The organism is Vibrio spartinae (assembly GCF_024347135.1).
Taxonomy (GTDB): domain Bacteria; phylum Pseudomonadota; class Gammaproteobacteria; order Enterobacterales; family Vibrionaceae; genus Vibrio; species Vibrio spartinae.
Map to the genome: position 1 here is coordinate 882,866 of NZ_AP024908.1, position 26,405 is coordinate 909,270.

Annotated in this window: 23 protein-coding genes; 12 read left to right on the forward strand and 11 right to left on the reverse strand. The window is 46.6% G+C overall.

The window, feature by feature from the left end; all coding sequences use genetic code 11:
* Window positions 1–553: 553 nt before the first annotated feature.
* Window positions 554–1,774 (forward strand): aldose 1-epimerase family protein, encoded by a 1,221-nt coding sequence (locus tag OCU60_RS21625; RefSeq protein WP_074375156.1) that lies wholly within the window; start codon window positions 554–556, stop codon window positions 1,772–1,774.
* A 213-nt stretch (window positions 1,775–1,987) separates the two neighbouring features.
* On the opposite strand, the gene OCU60_RS21630 is transcribed toward OCU60_RS21625, so the two are convergent.
* Window positions 1,988–3,472 carry a methyl-accepting chemotaxis protein gene (locus tag OCU60_RS21630; RefSeq protein ID WP_083602786.1) on the reverse strand — a complete coding sequence of 495 codons (1,485 nt, stop codon included), beginning with the start codon at window positions 3,470–3,472 and terminating at the stop codon, window positions 1,988–1,990.
* Between the two features lie 9 nt (window positions 3,473–3,481).
* A complete protein-coding gene (locus OCU60_RS21635) occupies window positions 3,482–4,009 on the reverse strand; it encodes a PAS domain-containing protein (protein ID WP_074375155.1) in 528 nt (175 codons plus the stop codon).
* A gap of 240 nt (window positions 4,010–4,249) precedes the next feature.
* Between OCU60_RS21635 and OCU60_RS21640 the strand changes: the two genes are divergently transcribed.
* Together OCU60_RS21640 and OCU60_RS21645 are read left to right on the forward strand one after the other, a co-directional pair.
* Window positions 4,250–5,164 carry a homocysteine S-methyltransferase family protein gene (locus OCU60_RS21640; protein WP_182289041.1) on the forward strand — a complete coding sequence of 305 codons (915 nt, stop codon included), beginning with the start codon at window positions 4,250–4,252 and terminating at the stop codon, window positions 5,162–5,164.
* A 355-nt stretch (window positions 5,165–5,519) separates the two neighbouring features.
* On the forward strand, window positions 5,520–7,553 hold the full coding sequence (locus OCU60_RS21645) for a methyl-accepting chemotaxis protein (protein WP_074375154.1): 2,034 nt from the start codon (window positions 5,520–5,522) through the stop codon (window positions 7,551–7,553).
* A 154-nt stretch (window positions 7,554–7,707) separates the two neighbouring features.
* On the opposite strand, the gene OCU60_RS21650 is transcribed toward OCU60_RS21645, so the two are convergent.
* Window positions 7,708–8,196: a TetR/AcrR family transcriptional regulator gene (locus tag OCU60_RS21650; protein WP_074375153.1), complete on the reverse strand. Its 489-nt coding sequence runs from the start codon at window positions 8,194–8,196 to the stop codon at window positions 7,708–7,710.
* A gap of 628 nt (window positions 8,197–8,824) precedes the next feature.
* On the opposite strand from OCU60_RS21650, the gene OCU60_RS21655 reads away from it, so the two are divergent.
* Together OCU60_RS21655 and OCU60_RS21660 are read left to right on the forward strand one after the other, a co-directional pair.
* Complete coding sequence (locus OCU60_RS21655) at window positions 8,825–9,130, forward strand: YfcZ/YiiS family protein (RefSeq protein ID WP_074375152.1); 306 nt, start codon at window positions 8,825–8,827, stop codon at window positions 9,128–9,130.
* Window positions 9,131–9,391: 261 nt separating this feature from the next.
* A complete protein-coding gene (locus tag OCU60_RS21660; RefSeq protein ID WP_074375151.1) occupies window positions 9,392–10,030 on the forward strand; it encodes a leucine-rich repeat domain-containing protein in 639 nt (212 codons plus the stop codon).
* A 236-nt stretch (window positions 10,031–10,266) separates the two neighbouring features.
* Here the strand turns inward: OCU60_RS21660 and OCU60_RS21665 are convergent, their stop codons facing one another.
* The gene (locus tag OCU60_RS21665; protein WP_074375150.1) at window positions 10,267–11,379 is read right to left on the reverse strand and encodes a 1-acyl-sn-glycerol-3-phosphate acyltransferase; all 1,113 of its coding nucleotides are present in this window, start codon (window positions 11,377–11,379) and stop codon (window positions 10,267–10,269) included.
* Window positions 11,380–11,634: 255 nt separating this feature from the next.
* Between OCU60_RS21665 and OCU60_RS21670 the strand changes: the two genes are divergently transcribed.
* On the forward strand, window positions 11,635–12,258 hold the full coding sequence (locus tag OCU60_RS21670; protein WP_074375149.1) for a cupin domain-containing protein: 624 nt from the start codon (window positions 11,635–11,637) through the stop codon (window positions 12,256–12,258).
* A gap of 67 nt (window positions 12,259–12,325) precedes the next feature.
* Here the strand turns inward: OCU60_RS21670 and OCU60_RS21675 are convergent, their stop codons facing one another.
* Window positions 12,326–14,143: a hybrid-cluster NAD(P)-dependent oxidoreductase gene (locus tag OCU60_RS21675; RefSeq protein WP_074375148.1), complete on the reverse strand. Its 1,818-nt coding sequence runs from the start codon at window positions 14,141–14,143 to the stop codon at window positions 12,326–12,328.
* A gap of 212 nt (window positions 14,144–14,355) precedes the next feature.
* Between OCU60_RS21675 and pyrC the strand changes: the two genes are divergently transcribed.
* The gene (pyrC, locus tag OCU60_RS21680) at window positions 14,356–15,393 is read left to right on the forward strand and encodes a dihydroorotase (protein ID WP_074375147.1); all 1,038 of its coding nucleotides are present in this window, start codon (window positions 14,356–14,358) and stop codon (window positions 15,391–15,393) included.
* A 189-nt stretch (window positions 15,394–15,582) separates the two neighbouring features.
* Here pyrC and OCU60_RS21685 read toward each other — a convergent pair whose 3' ends face one another.
* Entirely contained in the window at window positions 15,583–16,584 is a 1,002-nt protein-coding gene (locus OCU60_RS21685; protein ID WP_159439505.1) for an alpha/beta hydrolase family protein, read from the reverse strand.
* A gap of 123 nt (window positions 16,585–16,707) precedes the next feature.
* Here OCU60_RS21685 and OCU60_RS21690 point away from each other — a divergent pair, with 123 nt between their 5' ends.
* Window positions 16,708–16,950, forward strand: a complete 243-nt coding sequence (locus tag OCU60_RS21690; protein ID WP_074375162.1) for a hypothetical protein — start codon at window positions 16,708–16,710, stop codon at window positions 16,948–16,950.
* 90 nt (window positions 16,951–17,040) lie between these two features.
* Window positions 17,041–17,613, forward strand: a complete 573-nt coding sequence (locus OCU60_RS21695; protein ID WP_074375145.1) for an O-methyltransferase — start codon at window positions 17,041–17,043, stop codon at window positions 17,611–17,613.
* Window positions 17,614–17,749: 136 nt separating this feature from the next.
* Here OCU60_RS21695 and OCU60_RS21700 read toward each other — a convergent pair whose 3' ends face one another.
* The 4 genes from OCU60_RS21700 to OCU60_RS21715 form a co-directional block, all read right to left on the reverse strand.
* Window positions 17,750–18,283, reverse strand: a complete 534-nt coding sequence (locus OCU60_RS21700; protein ID WP_074375144.1) for a hypothetical protein — start codon at window positions 18,281–18,283, stop codon at window positions 17,750–17,752.
* A gap of 328 nt (window positions 18,284–18,611) precedes the next feature.
* Entirely contained in the window at window positions 18,612–19,532 is a 921-nt protein-coding gene (locus OCU60_RS21705) for a DUF808 domain-containing protein (protein ID WP_074375143.1), read from the reverse strand.
* Window positions 19,533–19,697: 165 nt separating this feature from the next.
* Window positions 19,698–20,504 (reverse strand): AraC family transcriptional regulator, encoded by an 807-nt coding sequence (locus tag OCU60_RS21710; RefSeq protein WP_074375142.1) that lies wholly within the window; start codon window positions 20,502–20,504, stop codon window positions 19,698–19,700.
* Window positions 20,505–20,586: 82 nt separating this feature from the next.
* Window positions 20,587–21,006 carry an OsmC family protein gene (locus OCU60_RS21715; protein WP_074375141.1) on the reverse strand — a complete coding sequence of 140 codons (420 nt, stop codon included), beginning with the start codon at window positions 21,004–21,006 and terminating at the stop codon, window positions 20,587–20,589.
* A gap of 582 nt (window positions 21,007–21,588) precedes the next feature.
* On the opposite strand from OCU60_RS21715, the gene OCU60_RS21720 reads away from it, so the two are divergent.
* Window positions 21,589–22,056: a dCMP deaminase family protein gene (locus OCU60_RS21720; protein ID WP_074375139.1), complete on the forward strand. Its 468-nt coding sequence runs from the start codon at window positions 21,589–21,591 to the stop codon at window positions 22,054–22,056.
* A 103-nt stretch (window positions 22,057–22,159) separates the two neighbouring features.
* Here OCU60_RS21720 and OCU60_RS21725 read toward each other — a convergent pair whose 3' ends face one another.
* Window positions 22,160–24,817, reverse strand: coding sequence for a hybrid sensor histidine kinase/response regulator (locus tag OCU60_RS21725; RefSeq protein ID WP_074375138.1), 2,658 nt, complete (start codon window positions 24,815–24,817; stop codon window positions 22,160–22,162).
* Between the two features lie 101 nt (window positions 24,818–24,918).
* Here OCU60_RS21725 and OCU60_RS21730 point away from each other — a divergent pair, with 101 nt between their 5' ends.
* Window positions 24,919–25,359, forward strand: a complete 441-nt coding sequence (locus tag OCU60_RS21730) for a hypothetical protein (protein ID WP_235862254.1) — start codon at window positions 24,919–24,921, stop codon at window positions 25,357–25,359.
* Complete coding sequence (locus OCU60_RS21735; RefSeq protein ID WP_074375136.1) at window positions 25,356–26,396, forward strand: sulfate ABC transporter permease; 1,041 nt, start codon at window positions 25,356–25,358, stop codon at window positions 26,394–26,396. Before OCU60_RS21730 ends, OCU60_RS21735 begins: the two co-directional genes overlap by 4 nt.
* The last annotated feature ends 9 nt before the right edge of the window (window positions 26,397–26,405 follow it).

The following is a 26,405-nucleotide window of genomic DNA, read 5'->3' on the forward strand; positions in this document are numbered from 1 at the left end:
GCAAAACCTTACTGGTTATAGACCGATCACTTGGCTTCGTTGTCTTGTGCCAACTCGCCTCCAGCCAGCGCCACATATGATGTTCTTATTCATCAGCTCGCAATTTTGCTAGCGGCTTCCTCTGGACCAAACCTCGCGGTTAAGCCCTTACCATTCGCTAGTAGTTAGCATCTAATAACGATATGAATCGCTAAGGATGGCGACCTTCCCACAGAAGGCTTTCACCTCATTCATGCCCATACTGGGCGTACACAGGCAATGATGGTGACTTTTGGGGGGTTGCTGCTTCAAGTAATCGCGGGTGAGGCGCTTTAAAAACAGAATTAAATGACGTCGCTAACATCATTGCCATCTACCAAGAAATTGCTCAATTATTCCCCAATTGCTGAACGTGATTCATCAATCAGAAATCAGTTCTCATACTGTCAAACATCAGCATTAGCTCACACCTTCACCGATTTGCATTTGATCCTGAATGAAGAGTTTGTATTTTATTAGCTGAATCGATTCAGTAAAACAATAAATCAAACTTACTATCAAGGAATCAAACGTCATGAAGATCAAACCACTCGTTGCTGCCCTACTTATTGCTGCCCCCTGTTTCGTGAATGCCGCACAATATGTGCTGACTGATGCCACTGCCAACATTGATGTCGGTGCGTGGAAAGTCACCAATAAAGATCTGGGGATTCAGCAGCCCTTCTCCATCGAAAAACGTCAGTTACATGGCGGTAAACAGATGGGGGTCGAGACTTTAGTTATTCATAATGGTGAACTGGAAATCACCTTGATACCCACCCGTGGTATGGGAATATTCAACGTTAAAAAAGATGGCAAACGCATTCTCGGCTGGGATTCTCCGGTCAAAGAGATCGTCAACCCTGCCTTTATCGATCTGGAAAGCCGCAACGGGTTGGGCTGGTTAGACGGTTTCAATGAGATGATGGTGCGCTGTGGTTATGAATGGACCGGTCACCCGGGTGTCGATGATAACGGCCAGTTACTCAGCTTGCATGGACGCCTGCAAAATACCCCAGCTTCGACAGTCAAAGTGACCATTGACGAACAACCGCCTTATACCATTACTGTCGAAGGCGAAGTCTCTGAAAGAACCTTCAAAAAAGTAGAGTTAGTGACACACACTTCATTCTCGGTCACCCCCGGCAGCAATCAGTTCGCTGTCCATGATACCCTGACCAACAAAGCCGATTATGAAGATGAATATCAGATTATTTACCACTCTAATTTTGGGCGTCCGATTCTTGAAAAAGGCGCCAAAATTACTGCGGCCGCCAGTGAGATTTCACCCTTTAACGATTATGCGAAAAAAGGCCTGAAAGACTGGCAAACCTATCTTGGCCCCACTAAAGGCTACGATGAGATGGTTTATAATCTGAAACCAATCGGTGATAAACAGGGTAACACGCTGGCAGTACTGCATAATCAGGCCGGTAATCTTGGTGTCTCGGTCGGGTATAACATCAAACAACTGCCGGTACTGACCATCTGGAAAAATACCGATACACTGCAACAAGGCTATGTCACCGGGATCGAACCGGGCACCAGCTATGCGTATAACACCAAGTATCAACGTCCGCTGGGGTTAGTGCCTAAAATTGAGGCGGGTGCATCCAAACATTTTGATGTAACTTACACGGTCTTACGGAACACCGGAGAAGTAGAACAGGCTTTAGCCACCGTGGCAGATATTCAGGGCAAGCACCGTGTCAAACAGGTGAAAAAACCACTGGTTGATTTAAATAAAGTTCATTGATGACCTCTTCATACCATGTTTGCCGTTTCTGCTCGTGCTCAATAGACAAGGCTGAAACACAAACTGGGACGTATCACAAAAAAGACCCGATGGGTCTTTTTTGTTGGTTTCATCCATGACTGTACAACAATGGCGGTATAACGATTGCTAGACAACGATTGCTAGGCAACAATAGCTAGACAACACTGGTACGGCGCGCTGACTCAACATCCCTTATTGGGGATGATGTTTTTCTCTGACCATTTCAGAAACATATTCGATCACGCGATTACTGGCATGCTCGGCTTTATCAACCACAGCGACCAGATGGTTCAAGACATCATCATCTGCCAACCAATCTTCACGGACTAATGCCAGTGCTTGTTGCATATTTTGATGCACCGCTTGATGGTGTTCTTCTAAACGGCGATAGGCCGTTGTCTGGCTGAATGCTTCACGCCCCTCACCTTCGTAATACCATTTCCCCATCCGGCAATTGAAATGATCAACCTGAACTTCTTTGGCTTCAGCGCCTTCTCCGTTTGATTCCAGCGCGATATAGCCATTTTGTTTATAAATGACATGATCCAGTTTAATCAACGATGCAAAAGAGCAGTCTTTGGCCTGATTCATTAAAAAAATAGTTTGCTGTGATGCATTGGCAACCTTGTCAAAGTTGCTATGAAAATTAGTCACTTCATCCCCGACACTTTTCATCTGTTGTCCGACGGCCAGTGTCTGGGAGACCATCTCTTCAATCGGACCAGTCAGTGAATTAATAATGTCACTAATATCCGCGGTTGAGTTTCTGGTGCGATCAGCCAGCGAACGGACTTCATCGGCAACCACGGCAAAACCGCGTCCGACATCACCGGCCCGAGCCGCTTCTATGGCGGCATTTAAAGCCAGTAAATTAGTCTGTTCAGCAATCCCGCTAATGACCTTGATCATATCTGCAATCCGAGTGCTCTCCTTACCCAACGTTTGTGCGGTTTGTTCCATACTCACCATTCGGACGTTCACGTCATCAAGTGCATGGCGAATATCTCTGACCACTTCACGACTTTGTGCCGCACCATCGCGGCTCTCTGTCGCAATGCTCAGCACATTATCCATCTGATTCGATAAGGTCACCAATTCTTCCTGATTATTTTTTAGATTAATGATCAAGTTGGTGGTATTGAGGTGATGCAATTCACTCTTTAAGCGATTTTTCCTTGAAAAAACATATGCTTGCTGCATCGATTCGATTGCTTCATTGATACTGCGCATTGTCTCGAAAAATTCACCGGGCATCCCGTCCACCAACCCACGACGGTAAAACTCACCGTGACTTGTCCGCTGAAAAGTATTCGACAACTCTTTAAAGTTTGTCTCAACAATGTCCAGAAAATCATTCAATGCCCATGCCACATGGCCGACTTCTCCGAGGCCTTTGGTATCTGTAATCCGAATATGAACATTGCCTTTTTTGGCCTCATTCAAAGCATCACGGATCCGGTGCAGTACCATTAAGGGTTGCAGTTGATCCCAATAGGCATAAGCCGAAAAGACAATGGTAAATAATGGTAAGAGAACATTGAAATAGTTGAAACCGTGATCGAAAACATTGGCAATCGATAACCCAATAATAACGATGGTGAACACTGAACAGATAATCAAAAACTTCTGGCGCTGAAATAAAATATTATGACTGACCTGACTCGTACTACGCATCATTCGCTCCTTCTAATCTGAACGATGTTTCTGGTAAAGGTCGATGATGTATTCTTCATACCCCATCTGATGTTGCTGACGGACGAAATCAACCATCCACTTCCACGAGACTTCAGGCGCCTGTTTTCTTTCGGTCGTCTGCTCCAATTCGCGCATTTTCTGATAAATACCTTCAATCGTTTGCACCGCACCTTTCGGGGCGACCCGGCGCACTGAATAAAAACCAACGACATCATCGCCAATTCGATCAGGCGTAATATTGGCAAACACCCAGTAATAATTTTTATCTGAGGTATAGTTTTTCACAAACCCAAAAAACTCGTCTCCTGATTTTAAAGCGTGCCATAAACCATAAAAGACGCCTCGCGGCATGGAAGGATGACGGATCAGATTATGATCTTGACCAAGCAGAGCCGCTTCTGCATAGTTCGCAACGCGCATGAATGTCCGGTTTGCATAGGTGATTTTCCCCTGCAAATCCGTTTTGGTAATGATCAGTTCACTCCGATCGAATGACACTTCCTGTTCTGTTACAGCCATATCTCTCCTTAGATAGTGAGCGATCCTCTTAAGAAACTATATGCTATGGCTAAAATATGGCAAAGTTTATACCTTGATACATATCAACTTTCTATAATTCATTCTCTTTACTCCGAAATCGGGAATATCACAGAATCTATTGCATCCCCATCCGATTACGATAAACTGCTTACAGACATCTACACTGCTAGACGTGCATTAACATTTTTTCTTGGACAGCAATCAACACAGAGGTATCTCATGTCAGAACATCAAGTCACCCTCCTCGACGGCGGAATGAGCCGAGAACTGGAACGTCTCGGAGCGCCCTTTCGCCAACCTGAATGGTCTGCCCTTGCCTTGATTGAAACCCCGGAGATTGTCCAACAGGCACATGAAGTATTTCTTCGGAGTGGCTCAGAGGTGATTACCACCAACAGCTACGCTTTAGTCCCCTTTCACATCGGTGAAACCCGATTTAACAATGAAGCGCTGACACTGGCACAAAAAGCAGGACAAATGGCTCGTCAGGCTGTTGAAGCCACTCAGACTCACGCCCAAGTGGCCGGCTCTCTTCCACCGTTATTCGGCTCTTATCGCCCTGATTTGTATCAAGCCGATCGGGTGGATGAAATTGCAGCACCGCTGATTCAAGGGCTCGATGCTTTTGTTGATTTTTGGATGATCGAAACCCAAAGCCTGATTGCTGAAGCAACAGCGATCAAAGCATCAATTGACCGCTTCAGCGACCAAGCAAAACCCGTCTGGGTTGCGTTTACATTGGAAGATGCAGAGCCCGTCGAGCAACCAACGATTCGTTCCGGCGAAACCGTAGCACAAGCGGTACAGGCCATGGCCGAGCAGGATGTTCAGGCAATTCTGTTCAACTGCTGTCAGCCGGAAACGATCGAAGATGCGATTGATGTAGCGCGTAACACGCTGGCTGAACTCGGCAAAAGCCACATTCAGCTTGGCGCCTATGCCAATGCATTTGCCCCGCAGAAAAAAGATGCGGCAGCCAATGAAGAAATTGACGAAATCAGAGCGGATATGACGCCACCGGCTTATGTCACATGGGCAGAAAAATGGTGCCGTCAGGGGGCCTCATTGATCGGTGGCTGCTGTGGTATCGGGGCAGAGCATATTAACGAACTCCGTCAACATCTGAAGTCTTAAACACCGAACCGCAGATAAATTCTTCTATACTCTGAAAACGAAAATACCCTGGCAATGAAAAGTCAGGTGAAAAACACATTCCCTTCATCATGGATTCAGCGTTAAACGCTGAATCCACACTCATATTTTGTGATTTCGGTTCAAAAAGTAGCATAAAACAAGAATCATCATGCACGAAAACACACCGATATGACGCGATCGTGTCAATCCTATTTTCATACAAAAATCTTAATTGTTAATCCAAGTCAATGTGCTACTAAATCGAATCACGCAATATTGGCTCTTCTATCAGTTAATTCACTCAAAAATGAAACTCTATAGACGTTAGCTCATTCATTTTTACTATAGGACGCCTATGATTCGTTACTACGAAAACAAGAGTATTAACACTCAATTACGAGTAATCATGCTCTTTTGCTTAATCATCTCTTTTTCAACCATTGCATTACTCGTATACCGCAGTGCTGCGAGTATTCTTTTAAACTCAACATTGACCGATCACCAATCTAAAGTCGAGGGGATCGCTCAATCGATATCACAACAGTTTTTCACTTATCTTGATACCAGTAGAACATTGGAATCAACCTTTCAGAACAGCTATCTGAAAGGATTAACATGGCAGGATGAGGTGGTTGATTTCCGCGGATATCCAGTAACGGATGCCACAATTAACGGGAAAAGCATCATTGGCTCAACAGATATTGTTGATCAATTCACACGAGATACCGGTGCCATTGCCACGTTATTTCTGCCTACGGGTCAAGACTGGCTGCGCGTTTCGACCTCATTGAAAAATAAACAAGGCGCGCGAGCAGTCGGGACGCTGCTGGGACAATCGCACCCGGGGTATGAAAAACTCAGCCGTGGTGAGCCCTATTATGCTCAGGTAGAACTGTTCGGAACTCACTATCTCACTTACTATAATCCGCTCAAAAACCATCATCAGCAAGTTGTCGCCATTTCATTTATCGGGGTTCCCGTTGAAGAAGTGACCACCAAGCTCTTACGTAATCTCAGTCATATCAAGTGGGGTCGAACGGGTAGCACCATGGTCGTAGATGCGCGTGAACATTCCCAAGGAAAATATCTGCTCAGCAGTGACAGTATGCAAGCGGACTCGATTCTTGCCGAAAAAGATGCAAACGGAAACAGCATCTTTCACGATATTTTCAAACATAATGAAGGTTTGATTCGCTACCATCAATCTTCTCGTGGTAACACTCAGGAACGCTATCTTGTCTATACCGATGTCCCCGGCTGGGAATGGAAACTCCTCGGTGGCACCTATATTGATGAAATTACCGAAGGCAGTCAGGAACTCCTGAAGTTAATTGTCCTGATTTCATCGTTGGTCGGCGGTACGACCTTTGTCATCATTGCACTCTTCCTCAGCCACACGATTAAACCACTGATCAATTTAAGCCATATTATGGAACGGTTGGGACAAGGGGAGATCAGCCAGAGCATCAAAACGGGCGCCAAAGAAACCAAAAATGAAATCCTCCGGCTGTACAATAGTGCGGCGGCCATGATGACTCAACTCAATCACTTGGTCGGCAATATTCGCGCCACTAGTGATCAGGTTCAGGATCAGTCAGCGAGTGTGCTCAGTGATGCCAATGTCGGATTAACTCAGTCTGAGCGTCAACATGAACAAGTTGAGCAGGTCGTCACGGCGATTGAAGAAATGGCAACCTCTGCCAAAGACGTCGCCATGCAGGTCGAAGTGATTGCTGATAATGTCCGACAAGCCAATGATAATACACAATCTGGTCTGAATTTGGTGGAAGATGTGTGTATTGATGTGGCTCAATTGAATGACCAGTTGGCACAATCCTCTCAAGCCATCAATCAGCTCAGAACCGACAGTGAAAGTATTCAAACCGTGACGGACATGATCGATGAAGTGGCAGAACAGACCAACCTGCTGGCTCTCAATGCGGCAATCGAAGCAGCACGAGCTGGTGATCAGGGGCGTGGTTTTGCGGTGGTTGCGGATGAAGTCAGAACGTTGGCTCAAAGAACGCAGACATCGGTTCAGAGTGTGGTGACCATTATCGACAAGCTCAAACATTCAACTCAAAATGCCGTTCAGTTGATGCAGCATAGTCAACATCATGCGGATAGCATGATGAGTAAGTCTCAAAATGCCGGGACATCACTCGAAACCATCGCGCAGCAGATTCATTCGATTGCTTCTCAAGCCCAAACCATTGCAACAACGGCAGAGCAACAGGCACAAGTTTCCGCCGATGTTGCCCAAAGCGCTTCAGAAATCAGTCAGTTGAACCAACAAGGCCAACAAACCAATGCGAAAACCGCCGAGAGCGCCTCATCACTGCAATCTCTGGCAGAACACCTGAAAGATCAGGTCGATTTTTTCCATTAACGGCGGGGGAAGAATCAATATCGTTCATGAGCGGCATTGATGTTATTCAGAACGATGACATGATTCACAACCAGCAAACAAATCAAAAGGGCTGTAAATGCAGCCCTTTTGATTCATCCACCGGACATATAACTTCGATTAAACCGCTTCCGGATTAAACCACTTCCGGTTCAAGAATTTCATGATTGCTCATTGCCACGAGAGATTTTCCCAATAGCCATTCCAACTCTTTATCCGCATCGGTTCCCAGCTTCTCTTCAATCAGATGGTACATGCGTTCTAATCCTTGTCGGCACACATCGACAGAACGTTCAGCAGAAATGATATGGTGGAAAAGGAATCTTAAAATCGCGACAAACTCGCTGTGTTCCAATGCCTGCATCCAGCTTCGACGGAATGCAGTAACGCCGTTTTCCAATTCCAGATAGGATGTAAAAAGCAGGAAAATCTGGCTATTCAATGCCGTGGCAAAATCCGTTTTTTTAGGAAAATGGTGACTGATCCCTGTCCGGGAGATCCCCGTCTGTTGGCTGAGTGTCGTATATGACATACGGTCATAGCCAAGGTTCAGCACCTGATAGACGACGGCATCTAAAATTGTCTGAATCGTGATTTCTGTGTCTTCTCTGCTACGCTTAGGCATAATGTGACTCTCTTAAAATGAGGTGAGCCTCACCTTTTGTAAGCACATGATGCCAAGGTAAGAGGCACTTCACCTGATGATCCATGCAAAAAATACGGGAAGTCAAATTGCCTCTCTGCTTTCTCAGCAATATCGGCATTCCCAACGTTCAATCAAAAATGAATGAACACCACTCAAGCTGTCCTCAAGTTACATTCTGGCCCACCCTTCAAATCAAACGATGACTCACATTGATGTGCTGATATCGTCACCTGACTCTCTCCTATCAGGTCACCAAATTGGAATAGCATGGTGTTCAATCAAGCGCCCAGATATGATAGCGCCTGAATATAACGGTTATCATCTCAGATCTATTGAGTAGAACAATGATATCGCCTGAATTCTGTTACCCCCTTGGCATGAATCCTGATGATTATGAGAGTTTAATCACATATAAATCTTTCTTAAGCACTATGTCCCCAATTGTTACACAAAATCAACGTGTTACTGGGCAATCTTCATGCACCGCAGATCAACCATTGTGATAAATCAACTTGTTGGCAGTGATTCAGGTATATACTCGGGCAATAATCTGTCAATCACACGATCAGAACATTCGAGTATCAGTTCCTGACTAAGGGGTAACTTTATGAATACAAATGACAATCTAGAAAACGAAATCTGTGAAGCCTGCGGAACATTCGGTGAAATCGGCTATATCATCAAAGAAGGTGACGATGTTGCAGAAGTGACTGTCATCGCAAATGACGCAACAGCACTTCAGGCTGAACTTGACAAATACATTGCACTCGCGAAACAAGTCTGCGCTGATGTGAAATATGAAACCACACCAATCACTGACGAGGCACAAGAACTCCATGCCCGTTTTCAGTTTGAAGTCAGTGCCGAAAAACTGATTTTTGAACTCAAATCCCGCTCTCTGGTCCGCGGATAAATCATTCATCTCATGCCACACCGATGAATATCAATCACAGAACCATCTAGGGGATTCTGTGAGTTTTGACCACAGCTACGAATACCTTGTGTCTGTGGTCAATTATTTGTATTGCCTTGCCTATATGTATCTCACAGCAAGCCATCTGATGTCGCTCTCGACAGCAACCGGTGCCGTGATTTTTAACCCACCGTTCAGCATTGCAAGCCATTCATCGATCCGCCATACTGCATCTATTCACCGTTTATATTCAGCGTTTTTATGTTCAACATTTTTATATTCAGATATGCAGTGCGTTCGCTTCTGACTCTGTTGCTCGGATTACTGACGTTTAGCTTTGCTCAGATCGCCACCGCTCAAGGGCTGAATCACTATCAGATCCTCAATTATCTGGATAATTACGGCAATTTGGATCTCAGTGGCAAGCCATTCACTAAATTACCATCCGGCCTGGTAATTAAACGCGATCTGAATATTTCCCGAACCCCGATTCGTGCGCTGCCAAGAGGCATCGATATTCAAGGGGGTCTGATTGCAGCCAACTGCCAGTTAGAAACTGTGTATCCCGGCACCAAAATTAAAGGCTATGCCAACTTACTCGGTTCCCAAATTAAGCGTTGGCCGCGCGGTATCCGGGTCGGTGGTTACCTCAATTTTACCGATACGCCATTAGAAAAACTGCCCGTCAGACTCAGAGTTAAAGGTGACTTGAGTGTCATTCGTACCCCACTGACTGAGCTCCCTGATGGCCTGATTGTGGACGGAAACTTATATCTCAGCGGCTCAGGAATCCATGCATTTCCGGAAACAATGACGGTGAAAGGAAACATCTATTTGGGGGGAAACAGCATCAAAAAATGGCCGAAAAATCTAACGCTGGGTGGTGCCGTAGCAAGATAACCTTGCTACGGTGAATCACCCGTTATTGCCTGTTTATATTACTGTTTGTTTATATGACTTTTCTGTTTATATGACCATCTGCTCATATTACTATCCGCTCATATTACTGTCTGCTCATATGACTGCTTGCTCACCAACATGGTCTGAGCTTTTGTCGGATTGCTTCGTTTTTGCCAGACAGCTTCATTTTACTAGACAACTTCATTTTGCCAGACAACTTGAGCTCGATGACACACTTAAGCTTGTGGCTTGTTTTTCACCGGGTTGGCATAGCTGGCGAGCAGATATTCATGCGCCCCTTCCGGCAAACTTGCGAGCTTTTGCTTCAGTATCTCCCGGGTTGCCGGGGTCACTTCATCCCCTTCACATCCGGCAGCCAGTAAATTGATTGGAAACAACTGATAATGTTGATGAATCTGCCGATCAATCTCTTCTGCCAGCGCGTCCGGTGTTGCGAAATCCTGATCAATCACGTCACCAAATGTCACATGAATGCGTCCTTTTTCGCCCACGATCCCCTGAATGATACTCTCAATATCTTCAAATTCTCTTTTTTCATAAGCGCCCAGCGTCGCTTTTTCGTACAGCTCTCTGGCTTTAGCCAAATCACAGGGATCATTTTCGTACGCAATCGCCACTGGTACAATCTTCAGCGACTTGGCATACGTGGCAAAATCAATTTTTTGACTGCGCCCTTCCACATGAAACATTTTCAGAATGGCCGGATCCGTAAAATCATTGCCGTCTTTTGCCCGCCCTTCACGCTGGGCAATCCAGATAGAATGACCCGTATCCAACGAACTTTTAATATAACCGGAGAGCGTTGCCAGTGCTTTCATCATCTCGCGTGGCCCTTTGGCAGAGCGCTTGACGATAAAGCTTTTATTCAGTTTCATCAGCTCCGTAGCGCACGGCTTACGTAACAGATTGTCACCAATCGCGATTCTCACCGTTTGGTGACCGGAAATATGCAAGCCATAGTTCACCAGCGCCGGATCCATCGCAATGTCACGATGGTTAGACACAAACAGATAAGCCTGATTTTTATCCAGTTTGTCCAGACCAGAATATGTCACGCCATCGGTTGTCGTCTCTAATGTTTGATCAAGGTATTTTTTTACTTCAAGCTGAATGGCTTCAACGGAAGTCAGTTTCCGCCATTTGATCTTCAGATACATTTTGACCCAAGGACTCATCAGGGTTTGTTTCCACCCGGCATGGTGCTTGAATCGATGCTTAACAATTGCATGAATAAATTCATCGTCTTCAATGAGACGATTGATAGCTGCAGGAATTTCATCGTCTTCATAAGGACGAATTTCTGCATAAGGATCGGTGATTGATGTCATTATAATACTATATGATTCGAAAAAAACTGGCCCATTCTACGCACACTTCCTCTGATTCGCAGCTATTGTTAGAAAACTGACCTCCTGGTCTGACCAGTATAGTATGATTCTCGGATGTAAAGATGAAATCGATCTCATCCTTTTGTCATCACTGCCATACTCAATAAAGAGCAACCCGTTGAGTATAGCTGAGTTTATTTGGCTTTTGCTGATGGACAAGTTAACCTATGCGCGTTTGAGAAAGAGAGACCAGCCATGCACTACGCCATTCAAGTAGACTCAGCCACGACCGACTACCTCCAGATCACCGCTCGAAAAAAATCGCTGAAACACGTGCTTCTTCTCGTCGAGCAAGGCATGGTGTTATTGAAATTAGGCAAGCATGAATACGCAGCCACTGCAAACCAAGCTCTGTGGATCCCCTGCCAGTGTCTGCATGCATTAACGATTTTTCCGCAAACACGTCTGACTCGCATCGAATTTTCAGCTCGCCTGCGCCACAATTTTCCGCCTCAGGCGGGATTTGTGCCACTCAGCACCTTATGTCGCGCGGTATTGGCACGCCTTGCCGAGACCACACCGCAAATGACGGTTTACCCACATCTGCTCGGTGTACTCACCGATGAAGTGCTGCATTTCCGCCCTGAGCTGCGTGAGAACAAATTCACGCATTTACTCAAGCAGTGGCAAACCCAGTCTCCTCAACCTGTTGAGGGTATTTCACCGGAAGTCCATCTCATTCTGCTATTACGTGAAGCACAGAAAAAAATGCAATCCGGTGTCTCCGCAAATCAAGTCGCCGATCAGCTTTTTGACGGACAACGGGCGCAACTTCACCAGTTGCGCCAGAGTTTGCTGGGATTAAACCGCGACATGTAATGATGCTGCCGCACCATGAATCATGGCGTATCGCTTGACGGATACGCCGGTTGGATAACGTAATGCCTTAATAACTGATCTCAAGGTCGGTATCCGGCACGCAGCAACACGCCAAGACCACCCCCGCTTGGCGATCTTTATCGTCCAATGCCGGGACATCCGGCTGAGACACTCGCCCTTGTGTCACTTTCACCCGGCAAGAGCCACACAATCCGGCCCGACAACTATTGCTGATTGCAATCCCCTGATCTTCCGCCTGTTCCAGCAACGTCTGTTGATTATTCCCCGCCACCGTTTCGCCGTTCATTGTCAGCATCACGTTCAGATATGGCCGTTCAGCAATTTTCTGAGTCCCGAATGCTTCTTGATGATAATAGTGCGCCGGCAAACCTGCTTTCATCAGGAGGTTTTTCGCTTTTTTCATAAAGCCGTCCGGCCCGCAAACAAACACCTGCCGCCGTTCCACATCTTGCACCTGTCGCAAATGCGATAGGGAAAACCGCCCTTTCAGACCAAACCAGTCCTGCGGGGGCTGTGTGAGCGAAATAATGACCTTCAAACCAGAATGCTGATGATTCAAATGTTCTAACTCTTCACGACACGGAATATCATCCACCGAGCGGCACTGATGATAAAACACCACATCCCGCATTTGTTGATGATCCGCCAGATAGCGCAACATCGATAGCATCGGGGTCACGCCACTGCCGGCAGAGAGAAGCAACAACGGATAATGGGATGAATCGGACTGCAAATGAAACTGACCGCCCGGCGCTTGTGCCTGAAGGACATCTCCGATTTGAAAATGATCAAGCAACCAGTTCGACACCTGACCATCACTGACACGCTTGACTGAAATCGCCAGTCGTCCCGGCCGGGACGGACTGGAAGACAAGGTATAGTGACGATTGATCGTTTCCCTGTTGATGGTTAACGCAATCGGTAAATGCTGCCCCGGCTGATAAGTCAGGGTTTGTCCCTGCTGTGGCTCCAGCCAGAAGGTCACAAAATCCCGGGCGATCTCTTCTTTTTCGACACAAGTCAGCGTTTGCCACTGCGGTTGCTCATCCGGATATTGCTCTTTTTCTTTATATTCGAGCACTTCCACAACATCGTCGGCCTGAATCATCCCCGCAGTCCGAACCACCATATTCTGGCCGAAAAAAACACCGCCTGATGTGCCGCGCCGGAATTGTAGCAATGTTTTCAGTGGCTCTTGCGACGCTCTCAACTGACCGCGCTCCGGCTCGACTGTGGCTAAAATACAGCGCTTACAGGGTTTAACGAGTTCAAATTCAGCGGTGCCGATCCGAATACGCTTCCAGCCATCTTCGGCAAAAGCTTCAGTACCGGAAACCACAATATTGGCTCGGAACTGTTGCATCACATGTTGCTCAGGACTGCGACGATTCAATTCATCCAATGAGCCTTGGCTGATGATCAGCAAGGGATAGCCATCCGCAAACCCAACCGTATTGCCAACCGATTCACGATAGCGCTGTGAATGCTCACCGGTAAAGACCAGTTCAACCTGCCGCTCAATCACTCGGCTAAACCAATCATTCGCTTCATCGGTGGTGGTGTAAGCCGTGAAGGAATCATGCCAAACCGTGGTGGCAATTTCCTGCATTTTAAAATCCGCATAGCGGATCCGCAGCGGCTCTTCACCCTCAACCTGAAACAGCACGCCGTCAGGCATCAGTGCCGAACGCACCGTCACCAGACGGGGAAATTTTCGCGCGGTCACCATGCTGCCGTCTGCTAACGCCAACATAAAGCGTCGATCAAATGCCAACCCTTCTTTATCCGCCCAGCTTTGTGATAGCGAAATTCCACCCACGGATTTCACCGGATAAATATGAATCTGATCGACTTTTGCTGACATACGACTTTCCCTTGTTTTTGAATCATGACCGATAAGCATATCATGATAAATCGCCCATCCAAGCGCAACGATTACCTTTTATCGAGCCGCCCGGATTTAATAGATGAAATGGATTACTTTTTCTTCTATGATTCACACGCATTCACTGAGTTCCCCCAAACCAACACGGGTGAACTGACATTTTAGCATCAGAGATAAAGGTGGAATCTTTCATGACAATACTCACACTGACCCGACCCGACGACTGGCACGTACACCTGCGGGACGGAGACGTTTTGCCAGACACAGTCAGAGATATCAGTCGCTACAATGGCCGTGCCCTGATTATGCCCAATACGGTTCCACCGACCACCACCACCGACATGGCTCAGGCGTATCGCCAACGCATCATCGATGCTCAGCCTCAGCCCGGCTGCACGCCTCTGATGTCGCTTTATCTCACCGATAACACCACACCCGAAGAGATTCAACAGGCCAAATCATCCGGCGTTGTTGTGGCAGCCAAGCTGTACCCGGCCGGTGCAACTACCAATTCCGATTCGGGGGTCACCTCGGTCAGCACCATTTATCCCGTTCTCAAAACCATGCAAGAGACGGGCATGTTGCTACTGATCCACGGTGAAGTTACCCACCATGACGTTGATATTTTTGATCGGGAAGCCACCTTTCTGAGCGAAGTGCTGGCACCGATTGTGCGTGATTTCCCTGATTTGAAGATCGTCGTCGAACACATCACCACGGCGGATGCAGTCCGATTTGTGACACAAGCCGGCCCTAATGTCGCGGCCACGATCACCGCGCACCATCTTTTGTATAACCGTAATCACATGTTGGTCGGTGGGATTAAGCCGCACTACTACTGTCTGCCGATCCTCAAACGCAATACGCATCAGCAAGCCCTGATTCAAGCCGCGACATCCGGCAGCCCGAAATTCTTCCTCGGCACCGACTCTGCCCCGCATACCAAAGCCAACAAAGAAAATGCCTGTGGCTGTGCCGGCTCTTATACCGCGCACGCTGCGATTGAACTGTATGCAGAAGTCTTTGAACAGGCGGGTAAATTGGAATCTCTCGAAGGCTTTGCCAGTCATCACGGCCCGGATTTCTACGGCTTACCCCGTAATTCCGACACCATCACTCTGGTCAAGACCCCTTGGCAAGTGCCTGAAGTGATGCCGTTCGGCAGCGAAACCGTCGTGCCGATCCGCGCTGGTGAAACCATCGCATGGCAGGTCAAATCAGACGCTTGAGCCTGTTGAGCGGGCATAGGCCCGCGATATAATCGTGGAAGAGTATATTGGTATTGGTGCAATCCGCTCTTTTCGTTATACGATAACAGCAGGGGGAAGGAACGGACTGCACATCATGATGCTAGTGCCGCAGGCTTCGGGATAGACAGGGCCCATAGCAGAACGTTACAAATCACGCTAAACCGCTTGCTATATGCTTAATTTCTGTCCACTGACAATGTCAAGCAGTGCTTGATGAATCGATTTTCTGTCGACATCAGCAGCTTCTTGGCACACAAAAGCCGCCCCTTCCTCTGCCAGTATCTTCACAGCCTGAGGCTTACAGTTTTGCATAAAACTGAAGTGTGATGCACCTTTGATTGTTTGGTAAGAAAGTTGCCTCTGGTGAGTCGTGATATAAGGCAGAATTTGTAATTTTGGCGGAATCGTCTTATCCAGTTCTCCACCAACAATCATGGTTTTGGCCGATAACGTCTCTAATGATTGCGGCAATATAGCAGGAACATAGCCCGGCGCGATGGCAATTGCTTTTGTGACACGTTCATCCCTGTAGTCACCAGCGATCATCTGATGATCCGGTTGAGAAAGGCCATGGAACGCATTGCCGTAATACTTACAAGAGTCATCACGGTGTTGATGACAATATGTCTGATACCCCGAAATATCGAATCTGGCGCCGGCTAATGCCAGTGCAGTATAGCCGCCAAGCGAGTAACCGATGACTGTTATATTATCTTTGTCTATATGGTTCGCGTAATCACTTGAGAGGATCTGATCGATCAGGAAAGAGACATCGCGCGGTTGCTCCCACATTCTCAGGACACGCTCAGGCGTCGCTTGCCCTGTGGTATACCCCGGATGGTTCGCTGACACAACGAAAGCACCATTCTCAGTCAGGTAGCTCCCCAGCCATGATAGGTTCTTCCAGTTCCCTGACGTGCCGTGAACGAGAATATACAGCGGTAACTTCTTCCCCGTTGGCGGTGCGTCTTTGACCGCTTTAAATCCATAGAAGGCAACGTTTGCAGCGAAAACGCTTTCTGCTTCCGACATCGCGGCAGGATAGAAAAGCCTAGTCTCGATGGTCCTCTGCCTTTCAAGATCGTGGTAGTTTTCTTCAGCGATCCCTATCGTTGCCCAGCTTGCCGAGCTGAAGCAACACAGAACACATAAGATGATTTTTCTCATCATTTCCTTCATTCACTGATGTCAAAAGAAAAATATAACACAGTGTTAAAGTGTGCTGACATGTCAAACGTGAGAAAAGCGAAAATGGTACATTCATCAATGTATGACTATTTCAAGGATATCAGGATGAAGACTAGATTTTGTGAAAATTGCGGGCAGGACACTGAGCACAAAGAGGTGATGAAGCAAAAACCATCGAAATACGGTCAATCTAAAAAAGAGCAGTTCAAAGCATTTCTGGATGGTTTCTTTAGTGGTTCTGCCGCCTCTTTACCTGCTGGCGCGTCGTTGGAGTTAACCGACAGATATGTCGTATGTACGATGTGTGGTAAAGAAACGTTAGACAATCATGGCACTGCGTTTCAATAAATGACTGATCAGCCTTTGGGGATCCCTCAAGGAACAACTTTGATCTATATTCATGTTTAGTCTAACCCCAAATGTGATAGAAAAAATACAATGGAACGACAAGAAATCATGGAAAAGCTAGAGCGACTTGGTATCGAGAATGACCAGGCTCAATCTGATAAATCAAAGAAATATCTCAATATCACAAGAGATACTGGTGAGTTTCTCTCTGTACTCGTGAAGGCCACCGGTGCAAATCAAATCTTAGAGATCGGCACATCTAACGGATATTCAACCATTTGGCTGGCGTCTGCACTTCAAGACAGCGGCATGGTTTACACAGTTGAAGCGAACCCGGAAAAGGTCAGAGAAGCCAGCGTCAACTTTGCAATAGCGAATGTTGGTTCAAAGGTGACTCAGCTAGTTGGTGACGTCAATGAAGTGCTAACCGATGTTCCTGAACAGATGGATTTTATTTTCCTCGATGCAGACCGAAAAACCTATGTCGCATTAGCTGAACGGTTATTTCAGTGCCTCAAGCCCGGTGGTCTGCTCGTTTGTGACAATGCGACTTCTCATCAAGATGAGCTTGAAGCATTTACATGCTGGTTAAGTCATCAAAGCAACCTCAGCACTTCATTAGTCCCCGTTGGTAAGGGGGAGTTGCTCGTTTACAAAAGCTAAACACGCGTCCAGCAAGGCATTCAGCTTGAGAAATAAGTTGATTATGAGGTCCGTGAGCGCCAGTTCTAAGTCTGCTCTGCTGCTCATATAAGAGGATCACTTTTTGAAATCGCGCATAAGTTGATTTTGCTACGAACTATGACTTAAAAAATGGTAGATAAAAAGGCGCGACAATGACAATGGCAAAAAATAACCCAACGCCAACAAATTTTCCGACCGATGAAATTTTCTTGTTTAAATATATCAGTAATCCATCCATCAAAGCTGCTAACGCAGACACAACCAAAAGTTGCCACGGAAACGCCATTTTTATCCAGTCACTTAATTGCAAAATCATCAATAATATGAGAAACCAGAACATGCCAACAATCAGTGAGAACAGTTGAGCTTTAATTGACTTGAAAAAGTTTTCCCATTTTGAATCGGGAGTGCCGAGGTAAAACAGCAATGATGAAAATATAAAAGCCATCATTGCACACCACATCGTATAGTATCCGTAACTTTCTTTTGAAAACAGTTGAAATCCTATTTTAATGTTATCAAGACTTAAATGAATATTGGGGTGGATTGCAGAAATGAGACCACTACCGCACATCAAAAGAATGATCATCCCCCACGGTTTAAATAAATACTCAGCTGTCCAATCTGATTTTTGTTGCTGATCGTTCATTCTTCTTAATATCCTTACATTACAGTTGTTAGTATAATATTTTTCATCTAATCGATTGAGTTAAAACGCATTATATGTCATCGGTCTAAACTGTAAACCACACCTCATGCGTTGTATTTATGCTTAGATCTTCGAGGGGTATGATATCTATGGTGTCAGACACTCACGAGTGACTGTTTAAAAAACAAGTCGGGCGATAACAGACACATCGAGATGCGTGATGTACACATCCCTGCATCGGAAACACGGGTCTATGAAGCCGATGGGGAAAATAGGCGAGAACAATTACAGCTCACGGTTTACAAAGACAATACGCCAAACATCCGGTTCACTGCGAAGAACGGGCAAACAGTCGGTGTCCCAATATCCATATCCCCGCCAAAATTAACCCAGCGAGAAAACCGATGAGACTCTGCCCGATGAGACGACCGACTGAATGCATCAGAGAGATATCCGGTATCCAATGGACGAATGACTCAATACCATGATGCAATAACATAATCTGGTGAGTGATAATACTGCCCCCCACCAGAAACATCGCCAGCGTGCCGACCACGGTCAGGATTTTCATAAACCGCGGAGCCGCGTGAATCAGCATCTGCCCTATCACATGAAAAATGCCCCGGCCTTGAGAACGTCGTTCGAGATAGAATCCGAGATCATCGAGTTTGACAATCCCGGCGACCAATCCATAAACGCCCGCCGTCATTAATACCGCGACAAAACTCATCACTAAGATTTGATCAAGGGCTGACTGCCCCTGCACCGTCCCCAACGCAATGACAATGATCTCTGCGGACAGAATAAAATCGGTGCGGATTGCCCCTGCGACTTTACGCTTTTCATACGCTTCAAGAGACAGCGAACTCTCGTCCTCTTCCTGTTGTGCTTGTTCGGCGTCCTGATGTGGTGAATGACCATACTTTTCAATCACTTTCTCTGCCCCTTCAAAACTGAGATATAACCCACCGAGCAACAACAATGGCATGATTAACCACGGAGCGACTTGGCTTAAACCCCACGCAATCGGGACGAGAATCACTTTATTGCGCAGCGAGCCTTTCGCAACGGCCCATACGACGGGAATTTCACGCTCAGCCGCCACACCAGAGACCTGCTGCGCATTCAGCGCCAGATCATCCCCCAGCACCCCGGCCGTCTTTTTGGCTGCCACTTTAGACATCACCGCAATATCGTCGAGCAGGGTCGCGATATCATCAAGAAGAGTAAGTAAGCTGACTCCGGCCATAAAAAGGTTCTCTCATTCTGTCTTTATTGAAAATAAATCGGCTTGAAATGCGGCACTTATCATGACCCGATCCTCGGAGTAAGACAAGCACATCAATCCAGTACCACATCATGGCAAAAAACCGCGAAGAAAAAGCGGGAAAATAAGGCAATAACGAGTGGATACTCACTCATCAAGGGCGAGGAAACGGTGCTTATACTGCTCTGGGGTCACACCTGCATATTTTTTAAACATACTGATGAACGGGCTGGCCTGACGGTAACCCAGGGTGTACGCAACCTCTTTAACTGAGCAGCCACGACGCAGCAACTCCATCGAATGCAGGTAGCGAACCCGCATCCGCCACTCGGTGAAACTCATCCCTAGTTCACTCTGACAACAGCGTGCCAGTGTCCGTTCCGTGGTATGTACCCGCGCTGCCCAAATTTTTAAAGGGGTATCATCGGCAGGATTGTCTTCAACCGCTGCCAGGATTGGCGAGAGATATTTATGGGTTGATGAGGGTAAGAAATGGAGTTCGGTCTCCTGCGCGGACAGTTGATCGAGCAAAACCTCAATCAGTCGCTGATCCGCTTCGCTCTGCGGTACACTCACATGCCGCTGGCGAAAATCTTCAATAATCGCCTGCACAATCGGTGTGATTTTCAGTAAGCTGGTCTGCTGCGGAAATGCCGGGGTCAGGGACTGATCAATATTGAGCGAGCAGTAATCGAGCGGCTTGCGATTATAGCTGCGATGCACGACACCAGCCGGTACCCAGATCGCCAAATGCGGGGGCGCAAGAAAGCGAGTTGCCTCGGCTTCCATTTCTAAAATGCCACCGGAAATTAGTTGCACTTGCCCCCAAGGATGGCTGTGAATGCGTGTTTCCGTATTCGAAACAAACGCTTCGAAATTCATAAAAACATCTGAAGGTGCCTGTTTCACGGCAAACTGAGGATGAAGCCGCCAAGTCGATTTATTTTTTCTCATCAGCACCTCATCATCGACTGATTTTTACACCATCATTTTTGTTTATTTTTCTGTTCTGTAACGTATTCACCAACGCATGGCATCAGCAATTTTCAGTATCCGCTGCAATGATTTCCCAGCTATGACGCATTTCTACGCCTTGTCCGAGCATCAGACAGACGGAGCAGTATTTCTCCAGTGAATCGGCGGTCACTTTGCTCACAATCGCCGGATCCAGTGCTTCACCGGCAACCTGAAAATGGATATGGATCTGAGTAAACAGACGCGGCGCTGTATCACGACGCTCCGTAGTCAGCTTCGCCCGGCAGTCGGTGACTCGCTGCCCTGCCGATTTCAGCCCGTCAACGACATCGACTGAGCTACAGCCTCCGGCAGCCATCAATACCATTTCCATCGGACTCGGTGCCGTTTTACCACCGCTGCCATCCATGACAATCGAATGACCCGACCCGGACTGACCCATAAATTTCAATCCATCAACCCAAGTAACCTCAGCTTGCATATGCTTAACCTTCATCTATTGAAAACGCAGCTTATCCTACACACCGTTAACCGGAATGCAAATAGAAAACCCCATCAAGCGAGGCTTGATGGGGTTTCGGTTCTTACTTGCAGCAATCCAGCTACTCAATGTGCTCCCTGCATCTATTCCCTGATAGTCTGCTGAGTCCTTCAGCGCATTCCATTACATCGCCATCTTGGCGGGTGTCCCTTTGCGATCCATGCCGATGAGTCATCCTGAACCATCGAATCTTCTTCCTGAAGATGACCAATCCTTGGGCCTTTCCTGTTCCTGTCAGCATCCTACCGACAGTTTCAGAATACGCGAATTCGATTTTCGTGCAAATCATCGGGACAAAAACAATCGCACCGACGGACTTCACAAAAATCAAAAAGTACATATCTATCATGCAATTAAAATATTAATGTGCATATAAGACTGACATACAAACAGCCATATCTCACAAACCATGTAAGAGATCTCTTACAAAAAATATCCTAAAAATCCCCCGGTTCCCTCCACGCCGGATTCAATATAAACTGCGTGATATCAATAGACGAAAATAACGTAGGGTTATCAGACATGATGTCAAAATGGGTTCACCGCTTCTATCAGATGGCCGAACTGGTCTCGTCCTGGAGTAAAGATCCTTCCACTCAGGTTGGTGCCGTAATTACCAAACAGAACCGCATCGTCTCCGTCGGATTCAATGGCTATCCACATGGTATCTCCGATAGCGTCGATATCGATGATCGGGATATGAAATATCTGAAAACCCTGCACGCGGAGGAAAACGCGATCCTCTTCGCCAAACGTGATCTGGATGGCTGCGACATTTATGTCACGCACTTTCCCTGCCCCAATTGTGCAGCCAAAATCATCCAAACCGGCATCACCACCGTTTACTGTCCTGAACAGAGCCAAGACTTTCTCTCCCGCTGGGGGGATAAAATTCAGGTCAGTCAGGATATGTTCAATCAAGCCGGTGTCGGTGTCTGCTGGATACCGCTCAGCGAGCTGAGCAACCTCACGGATAGCAATATCCGTTAAATCATGCCCGTTAAGCAATATCCATTAAGCGATATCCGTTAAATCATGTCCGTTAGCGATACCCGTTTAGGCAATGCAATACCCGTTAGTTCAGCCTGTCAGTTTATCGGGGTGACGACACCTGAAATGAGTTAAGCATTTCGAGCAGTTGCTCTGCTTTATAAGGCTTTGGCAGGTATGCATCCATACCTGCTTCATAACATTTGGTAATATCTTCATCGAGCACACTGGCCGTCAACGCAATAATGGGGATGTGTCCACGTTGATTTTCAATTTCCCAGTGGCGGATTTTACGCGTGGCAGTAAAACCATCCATCACGGGCATCATGCAATCCATCAATACCGCGGTATACTGACCGCCCTGCGTCATGACATCTAATGCTTCCTGACCATTGTTGACCACGGTATATTCAAAATCGGCTTTATCGAGAAAGAAACTGGCAATCTTCTGATTCATCAGATTATCTTCCACCACTAAAACTCGTTTGGTGAGCGAGTCGGCTGCCCCTCTGTTTTTTCCCTGCGTGGGTTGATGAAGTCCCGGATGAGTTTCCCGCAGGGCCGACTCCATGCGGCCCCCCAAAAACGGCAAGGTAATATTTGCATCGGTCAGGCTCACCAACGCCCGGTTTAAGAAGAGATGATGCTGGCAAGTGACAATTCTTACTGATGGAAAAAGCTGACGTAGTTTTTCAATCTCTTGGCTGGCATTGCGTGTCAGACAAGGACAATACAAAATGGTATCTAATGAGCGGTCAAGCTTTTGGCCAATGTCATCCAATGACTCGATTCTGTTCAACTCCCCGCCGAGCCGTTGACACTCCTGATGGATTTGCGCACTGTACACCGAACTGTTCGAAATCAGCAATGCCCGAAATGCGAGTGGCTCAGGCTTCGGCTGTTCCGCAGGCAGCTTGAGCGGGACTCTCACCTCAAAACAACTGCCTTTGCCCTTGACCGACTCAACCGTCAACACGCCGTTCATCAGCGTCAGTAATTGCTTACAGATCGGCAACCCTAACCCCGTACCGCCATAACGCCGCGTGATGCTGTCATCCTCTTGACTAAACGGCTCAAAGATTTGCTCTATTTTGTCTTCTTCAATACCAATCCCGGTATCTTTGATACGGCAGATCAATGTTGACTGAGCCTCCTGAAACAGGATTTCCGTTCTGATCTTGCCTTCACGGGTAAATTTCACGGCATTTGACAGTAGGTTCATTAAAATCTGTCTGAGACGAAATTCATCAGCAATCACAAGAGTCGGTAATTTCGGGTCCAGTGACACTTGCAACTCGTTAAATTGGGCAACCGCCTTGGAATTCAGCATATTGACTGCATCATAAACGAGTTCTCTGATATTGAACGAGTGCGGTGAAATCGCCAGTCGGCCAGATTCAATTTTAGACAGGTCTAAAATATCATTGATGAGGATCAGTAATGTTTGCGAAGACACTTCAATATCTGCAATCACTTCTTTTTGAGGTGCGGTCAGCTCATACATCCTGAGCATTTCCGTTAAACCGATAATCCCGTTCAACGGGGTTCGAATCTCATGGGACATGTTGGCAAGAAAGGCACTTTTTGCCCGATTGGCAGAGACAGCTTCTTCTTTGGCTTTGACCAGATGGATTTTCTGCTCAGTCAACGTTTGCATCACATCATTCATGCCAATCGCAAAACGGGCAAATTCGTCATATCCCTCAACGGGAATATTCTCCACATGGCTGCTCTGTGACTTTTCATTGATTTGTGCCATCGCATGTAAGATCCGGCTCAATCGGGTCGAAATACGATATGACGTGCTAATACTCAGCAATATCAAACCAGATAATGTCAGAATCACCAGCACAATCGCCATATAGATAAACTGTTTATCACGATTCACCAGTGTCTGGATTTTTTGAGATAACGTCTTGGCATAACCGAGCACAAGCTGACGCAATGCATCCTGCTTACGTTCAAGGCTGGCAATATATTTGTTGAGCAGTTGGGGTTCAATTTGGTCATAAAGCACCTTGTCTCTCAAAATACTAGCCTGTTGAAATTCCTGCTGAGACAAGAACTTGGTCATCTGATTCAATTGCGCATCGCTGGCACCGAAATTGATAAAATATTCTAAATAAGTTTGCTGTCTTGCAATAATTTCAAAATACTCTTGGCGCATAAAAGCATCGACCTGACGCTTGTTTTGGATTTCATGCATCAACCACGTTTCCCGCTCAATCCAGTATAGAAACCAGCTTAACTGACCAAACATTGTTTCCATCTGATAAATATGCGTAGGTGCTAAATAGCCCGATGGTTTTTGCAAAGCAACCATCATTTCATAGATTAAATCAAATCCCCACAATGACTGAGCCATCAAGGTATCCCCCTGAATACCGGGCAGCCGTTCTGTCAGTTTTGACAATTCATCGAGGTTGGAGGCCAGCACCTGTTGATCACCGTAAGCCAGCACACCGCCTTGACTTTGTTTGAGCGCAGCCGCAACGTCTTGCGTTGCCTGCTGAAATCGTAATAATTGCTGGGATTCGATCCCATCGGTTTCCCGCCGGAGGTCCAGCACCTGGTAAAATTGATCGGACAGTGTAGAAATTTTCTCTAAAATTGAGATGCGATATATCGTATTCGCGTAGCCACTCATGCGACTCTCGACTTGCATAAACCATCGATACGCCCCCCAACTGATGATGATGACTGGTACAATGCATAACACAATCAGTCGGTTTTTTATTGATAAATATTTGAGTACCGACATAATTTCTTCCTTGAAACTTTACGAAGCTGACCTATTTTTTAAATATAGACGTTATAAAATGACTTGCCCGAACTTAATCTCAATGCAATGGAGAGCTGTATTTGCGTATTGTCGTAACTTGGTGGATGCTTTGTATGTTGTTATTCAGTACACCTTGTATTGCAGATCAATTCGCAATTATTACCAAGACAAACATGCTCCCGTTATTAACCGATGCTCAGGTCAAAATGCTCTACCGCGGGCGGCTGACCCATATTAACGGCACCCATGTTCAATTGGCTGACTTGCCTGCCAACTCTACCATTCGGGCACATTTCTACCATCGTCTGTTGGGAAAATCCCCGACCCAGATGCAGGCCATTCGGGCCAGACAAAGTTTTTCCGGCAAGTTTATCCCCCCTTATGAACTCTATAATGAAAATATGAATACCATCAGTCAGTGGCTGGACGAGCACCCAAACGGCATTGTCTATATTCCTCAAGATTGGCTTTCAGATCAGGTTCGCATTCTTTATCGTTTGGATGACGAGGATTCGCTATGAAGCATTGGATACGATTTATCTTAGTCTGGATGGTCACACTCCAAACCGGTGCACAACAGTACGAATTTAATGATGCCATTCGTCTCAGCGGCTTTGGTACGTACAGTCTCAGCCGTTCTGACAGTGAGGTTCCTGTTTTTACCTACCGGGATATCGATGATGAATGGTGTGCCGACTGTGACAGCACACTCGGCCTGCAACTTGACTGGGTCATCAATGATCAGTTTCGCAGTTCGATTCAGGTCGTCAAACGGCCTCAGGACGATTATTCAGACCCAGAACTAGAATGGGCTTATCTGGCTTATACGCGAGGTAATTCAACCCTGAAACTCGGCCGACTCAGAATCCCGATGTTTTTATTGTCGGAGTATTACTATGTCTCGGCAGCCTATCCGTGGATTCGCCCGCCTCATGATATATACGATAGTTTTTCCGGGGTAACCCATTACAATGGCGCGGCATACGAGTGGCAATTCTGGCCGACAGAGCAATTACAACTCAAAATCTCCCCCTATATTGCCGCAGCAGAAGAAAATGATTATCAATTCTTCGGCAAACCTTTCACTCTCGATAGTGACGGTGCTTATGGCCTAACGGTGGATCTGTTGCAGGACGATCATCAACTCCATCTGTCCTATTTGTCGGTAAACTCAGATCAGAAACAGAACGGCAACACGGTTTATCATTATGACATGGATATGTTGTCAGTCGGATTCAGCTATTTGTATCAGGACTACAATATTGCGCTGGAAACGCTGTATGACTCGGGGCTCTTTGCAGACTGGTACATCGGTATTTCCCGGGATCTGGGCAACTGGCTCCCTTATGTGCAGTACGGGCAGTTGCGTGGCCATGCGAACCAAACGTATCTGCTTGGGCTACGTTATCCGCTCACGCCACGGTTGGTGATCAATGCGGAGTGGGAATATATTCGCAGTCCGCGCGTCCCACTCAGTGGTCACTTTACTCAGGTACAGACGGCACCGATTGAGAATGACAGCCATATCTTCACACTGGCACTGTCATTCACATTTTAATACAGCGTT

Bases quoted from the DNA above. Each gene is read 5' to 3' on its own strand.
- OCU60_RS21720 (WP_074375139.1), top strand. From the start codon at position 21,589: ATGATGTCAAAATGGGTTCACCGCTTCTATCAGATGGCCGAACTGGTC.
- OCU60_RS21690 (WP_074375162.1), top strand. From the start codon at position 16,708: ATGAAGACTAGATTTTGTGAAAATTGCGGGCAGGACACTGAGCACAAA.
- OCU60_RS21725 (WP_074375138.1), bottom strand. From the start codon at position 24,817: ATGTCGGTACTCAAATATTTATCAATAAAAAACCGACTGATTGTGTTA.
- OCU60_RS21695 (WP_074375145.1), top strand. From the start codon at position 17,041: ATGGAACGACAAGAAATCATGGAAAAGCTAGAGCGACTTGGTATCGAG.
- OCU60_RS21670 (WP_074375149.1), top strand. From the start codon at position 11,635: ATGCACTACGCCATTCAAGTAGACTCAGCCACGACCGACTACCTCCAG.
- OCU60_RS21665 (WP_074375150.1), bottom strand. From the start codon at position 11,379: ATGACATCAATCACCGATCCTTATGCAGAAATTCGTCCTTATGAAGAC.
- OCU60_RS21705 (WP_074375143.1), bottom strand. From the start codon at position 19,532: ATGGCCGGAGTCAGCTTACTTACTCTTCTTGATGATATCGCGACCCTG.
- OCU60_RS21645 (WP_074375154.1), top strand. From the start codon at position 5,520: ATGATTCGTTACTACGAAAACAAGAGTATTAACACTCAATTACGAGTA.
- OCU60_RS21660 (WP_074375151.1), top strand. From the start codon at position 9,392: ATGTTCAACATTTTTATATTCAGATATGCAGTGCGTTCGCTTCTGACT.
- OCU60_RS21710 (WP_074375142.1), bottom strand. From the start codon at position 20,504: ATGAGAAAAAATAAATCGACTTGGCGGCTTCATCCTCAGTTTGCCGTG.
- OCU60_RS21715 (WP_074375141.1), bottom strand. From the start codon at position 21,006: ATGCAAGCTGAGGTTACTTGGGTTGATGGATTGAAATTTATGGGTCAG.
- OCU60_RS21675 (WP_074375148.1), bottom strand. From the start codon at position 14,143: ATGTCAGCAAAAGTCGATCAGATTCATATTTATCCGGTGAAATCCGTG.
- OCU60_RS21625 (WP_074375156.1), top strand. From the start codon at position 554: ATGAAGATCAAACCACTCGTTGCTGCCCTACTTATTGCTGCCCCCTGT.
- OCU60_RS21640 (WP_182289041.1), top strand. From the start codon at position 4,250: ATGTCAGAACATCAAGTCACCCTCCTCGACGGCGGAATGAGCCGAGAA.
- pyrC (WP_074375147.1), top strand. From the start codon at position 14,356: ATGACAATACTCACACTGACCCGACCCGACGACTGGCACGTACACCTG.
- OCU60_RS21635 (WP_074375155.1), bottom strand. From the start codon at position 4,009: ATGGCTGTAACAGAACAGGAAGTGTCATTCGATCGGAGTGAACTGATC.
- OCU60_RS21685 (WP_159439505.1), bottom strand. From the start codon at position 16,584: ATGATGAGAAAAATCATCTTATGTGTTCTGTGTTGCTTCAGCTCGGCA.
- OCU60_RS21700 (WP_074375144.1), bottom strand. From the start codon at position 18,283: ATGAACGATCAGCAACAAAAATCAGATTGGACAGCTGAGTATTTATTT.
- OCU60_RS21630 (WP_083602786.1), bottom strand. From the start codon at position 3,472: ATGATGCGTAGTACGAGTCAGGTCAGTCATAATATTTTATTTCAGCGC.
- OCU60_RS21650 (WP_074375153.1), bottom strand. From the start codon at position 8,196: ATGCCTAAGCGTAGCAGAGAAGACACAGAAATCACGATTCAGACAATT.
- OCU60_RS21735 (WP_074375136.1), top strand. From the start codon at position 25,356: ATGAAGCATTGGATACGATTTATCTTAGTCTGGATGGTCACACTCCAA.
- OCU60_RS21655 (WP_074375152.1), top strand. From the start codon at position 8,825: ATGAATACAAATGACAATCTAGAAAACGAAATCTGTGAAGCCTGCGGA.